This is a genomic window from Mesorhizobium sp. M7A.F.Ca.CA.004.12.1.1 (assembly GCF_003997835.1).
GTDB lineage: Bacteria > Pseudomonadota > Alphaproteobacteria > Rhizobiales > Rhizobiaceae > Mesorhizobium.
The window spans coordinates 1-3852 of record NZ_RZRK01000591.1 but is presented as its reverse complement, the minus strand read 5'-3'; the positions used below and the strand labels follow the sequence as shown (position 1 = coordinate 3852).

Genomic DNA, 3852 nt, shown 5'->3' with positions numbered 1-3852 from the left:
TCTACGAACAGTATCTGCTGCGCGCCAAGGAGACCGGCGAGCAGAAGGACATCAACACAGCCAACATCAATGTGATCTCGAAGGCCTTCGCGCCGCTCGAGCCGAACGGGCCGTCGCGGGTCGTGGTCGCGCTCGCCGGCCTGTTGCTGGGTTTCGCCTCCGGCATTGGCCTCGGAGCCATGCGTGGCGCCTATGAGAGCCTGCGTGACACTGCCAATTCGCGCTCGCGTCGCGACCATGGCACGGACGAACACCGGACGCCTTACGAAGACAAGGCATATCGGTCAGCGCCGCCGCCGGCGCCGCCACAACCACCAGCGCCGCAGCCATCGACACCCCCGCCTGCATCACCACCGCCTGGCTCGCCATCGCCTGTCCAGCAAGCCGAGGTCTCGCCGGCCGAAGGTTCCGGCCGGATCGGTGCCTTGCTGTCGAGGCTGCACAAGTCCGTCTCACGCAGGCCGTCCCGGGAGGAGCCGTTCGATACCGTTGAATGGGCCTCTGCCGAAAACGCGAAGCCGATGCAGGATCCGCAATACTCCGCTTACCCCCAGTCGGCGCCGGCCTTCGAGCCTCGGCAGGCGGCCGCGGCAGCATACCCGTCGCGGCCTTTCCAGCCCGGCGGCCATCCGCAGCAGACGGCGCAGCCGCCACTGCCGCCTCCCATGGTGCAGCAGCGGCCATATTCCGGGCCGCAGCTCTATCCCTACGCGCAGCCATTGGGCTACGCACAGCCGCCGGCCTATCCCTATCCGCAATCGATGCCGGCCGCCAATGCCGGGCTGCAGCCCGATCCGGCTCAGCCTGCTTCCGAGTCCTATCCACAGCCGTCCCTCCCGCAGCAGCAGGCGCCTCAGCCTCATCAGCGATCGGCGGAGCCGTCGCGGGCCGCGGAGGATGCCGAGCAGCAAGCGCCAATCGAGGAAATCCGCGCCAGCCTGCGCGAATTCCGCGAAGCGGTTCGCGAACTGACCGAGAGCCGCGTGCGGCGTCGCTACTTCTGAGCCACAAAAATCTGCGCTGTGCCGTACAAAAACATGCCGGTTTCGCGTAAACGGCATGGGACGGCGCTTTGGCGGGATTGCATGTTGGAATTTTCGTGAAAATGCCACGCTGTGAAAGATCGAAAAGCGCGTCGCTTCCGCAAGCGACGCGCTTGGGCATTCTGGTGTTGAGGGTAGTCCATGGCCGAAGTGATTGATGGCAAGAGCGTTGCCGGCGACGTTGTGGGGTCGGTCAAGACCCTGACGGCTGAGCTTGTCGCCAAGGGCCAGGCCAAGCCGGGTCTTGCCGTGGTTATCGTCGGCGAGGACCCGGCCAGCCAGGTCTATGTCGCGTCCAAGTCGCGCACCGCCAAGGAATGCGGCTTTCATTCCGTCCAGCACACGCTGCCGGCCGAAACCTCGGAACCGGCGTTGCTGAAGATCATCGGCGATCTCAACGCCGATCCGGCCATCAACGGCATCCTCGTGCAGCTTCCGCTGCCGGCCCATATCGACGCCGGCAAGATCATCCAGACCATCGCGCCGGAAAAGGATGTCGACGGCTTCCATTTCATCAATGTCGGCAAGCTCGGCACCGGTGAACTCGAGACAGCCTTCGTGCCTTGCACGCCGGCCGGCTCTATGCTTCTGATCGAGCGGGTGCGCGGCAAGGACCTGTCCGGCCTCAACGCCGTCGTCGTCGGCCGCTCCAACATCGTCGGCAAGCCGATGGCCAACCTGCTGCTTGCCGCCAACTGCACCGTCACCATCGCCCACAGCCGCACCAGGGATCTGCCCGCCTTGGCCCGCACCGCCGATATCCTTGTCGCGGCCGTCGGCAGGCCGGAGATGATCAGGGGTGATTGGGTGAAGCCCGGCGCCACCGTCATCGATGTCGGCATCAACCGCATTCCGGCGCCGGAAAAGGGCGAGGGCAAGTCCCGCCTCGTCGGCGATGTCGCCTATGCCGAAGCGGCTAAGGCCGCCGGCGCCATCACGCCGGTTCCCGGCGGTGTCGGGCCGATGACCATTGCCATGCTGATGGCCAATACGTTAGCCTCGGCCTACCTAGCGGCCGGATTGAAACGGCCGTCCTTCTGACCCGCCAGAAAGCCGCAGCTTTGCCGAACCCCAGTGTTCCCTCAGAACGGCCGGTCATCACGGACCCCGTTCAAGGCGGGCGGCAGTTCGCATTCCTGCTGGTAGACAAGTTCTCCATGTTCTCGCTGGCTGCCGCGATCGATACGTTCCGGTCGGCGAACCGGTTGCTTGGCCGCGACTTCTACGGTTGGACGACGGTGTCGGCCGATGGCGATCCGGTGATGGCTTCCAATGGCCTGCCGCTCAAGATCGACTACGCCGTTGCCGACCTGCCGCCGGTCGATATCCTTTTCGTCTCGGTCGGGCTGACGACGGAATTTCCCGGCAAGAGCAAGGTGCTGGCGGCACTGCGCAGCTGGGGCCGGCGCGGCAATGCGCTGGGTGCCCTGTCGGTCGGCTCCTACCTGCTGGCCGAGGCCGGCCAGCTCGAAGGCTATCGCTGCACCATCCATTGGGAAAATCGCGCCGGCTTCGTCGAACGCTTCCCCGATATCAACTGCACCGGCAATGTCTTCGAGATCGACCGCAAGCGCTACACCTGCGCCGGCGGCACCACTTCGATCGACCTGATGCTGGAGATCGTGCGCGGCGATTTCGGCTCGAACCTCGCCAATGGCGTCGCCAACCAGTTCCAGCACGAACGCATCCGCTCGGCCGGCGACCGCCAGCGCGTCGGCCCGGAACGCGACCTGACCGGCAAGTCGGAGAAGCTCAGACGCATCGTCGAACTGATGGCCGACCACCTCGACGAGCCGCTGTCGGCGGTGCAGCTGGCCAAATCCGCCGGTCTGTCGGTGCGTCAGGTCGAGCGCCTGTTTCTGCGCCATCTCAGCGTCACGCCCGGCCGTTATTACATGCGGTTGCGGCTGGAGCGGGCGCGCGAACTGCTGCGCCAGACCAACATGCCGATCCTCGATGTGGCGATAGCGACCGGCTTCACCTCGCATTCCTACTTCGCCCAAAGCTACCGGCTGCAATTCGGCAGGCCGCCCTCGGAAGAGCGCCGCACGACTTACTGAATTCCGCTTCCGCTGAAAAGTTCGGCGCCCCGGCGCATCGGGCCAGGGTAGCGAATTCGGGTAACGGGTTCCTTCGGAGCCTTCGCCGGCGCGTAGGCTGGGTGCATCAAACGAAAAACCCGCCTGAGCGGCGGGTCACCGGCGCAAATCAGCACCATGGGCAAAAATGTACCATAGCTGAGTGCATCCAGTCAAGAAAAAATTCCTATCATGGAAAGCCATCGGCACTGCCGACACCCCGAACTGGCTGTCATCACGACTTTTGTTAAGCTGGGTTCGGGCCCGACGCACCTGGCTGCCCGGACTTGTGTCCCGGCGCCGCGTCAAATAGCTTGCCGCCCGGATCAGGGGCGGATTTAGGAGATTTCGATGGCGGGACTTGCACGGGGCGTCGCTGCGGCGATCCTCCTTTTGTCGATGACGACCTTCGGCTTCGCCGCAAACAAGGTCATCATCATTCTCGATGCGTCCGGCTCGATGTGGGCGCAGATCGACGGCAAGCCCAAGCTCGAAATCGCCCGAGAGTCGCTTCGAACCGTGCTTCAATCGGTCCCCACCGACGACGACATCGGCTTTATGGCCTATGGCCACCGTGAAAAGGGCAGCTGCGACGACATCCAGCTGATCGTGCCGCCGCAGGCAGGTTCGGGCAGCGCCATTTCGGCCGCTGCCGACAGCCTGAAATTCCTCGGCAAGACGCCGCTGACGGCGGCGGTCAAACAGGCGGCCGAGGCGCTGAAATACACCGA

3 protein-coding genes and 1 pseudogene are annotated in these 3852 nt (G+C 64.6%); all 4 read left to right on the top strand.

Features of this window, described 5'->3' with window-relative positions:
• A pseudogene (locus EN984_RS25690) lies at positions 1–1004 on the top strand (succinoglycan biosynthesis protein exop); the annotation flags it as partial.
• A gap of 180 nt (positions 1005–1184) precedes the next feature.
• Complete coding sequence (gene folD, locus EN984_RS25685; protein WP_127269251.1) at positions 1185–2084, top strand: bifunctional methylenetetrahydrofolate dehydrogenase/methenyltetrahydrofolate cyclohydrolase FolD; 900 nt, start codon at positions 1185–1187, stop codon at positions 2082–2084.
• A gap of 20 nt (positions 2085–2104) precedes the next feature.
• Positions 2105–3103, top strand: a complete 999-nt coding sequence (locus EN984_RS25680; protein ID WP_164748958.1) for a GlxA family transcriptional regulator — start codon at positions 2105–2107, stop codon at positions 3101–3103.
• A gap of 369 nt (positions 3104–3472) precedes the next feature.
• A partial coding sequence (locus EN984_RS25675; RefSeq protein ID WP_164765646.1) for a VWA domain-containing protein occupies positions 3473–3852 on the top strand: 380 nt, incomplete at its 3' end.

Excerpts from the sequence above, each read along its gene's own strand:
- folD (WP_127269251.1), top strand. The coding sequence starts at position 1,185 with ATGGCCGAAGTGATTGATGGCAAGAGCGTTGCCGGCGACGTTGTGGGG.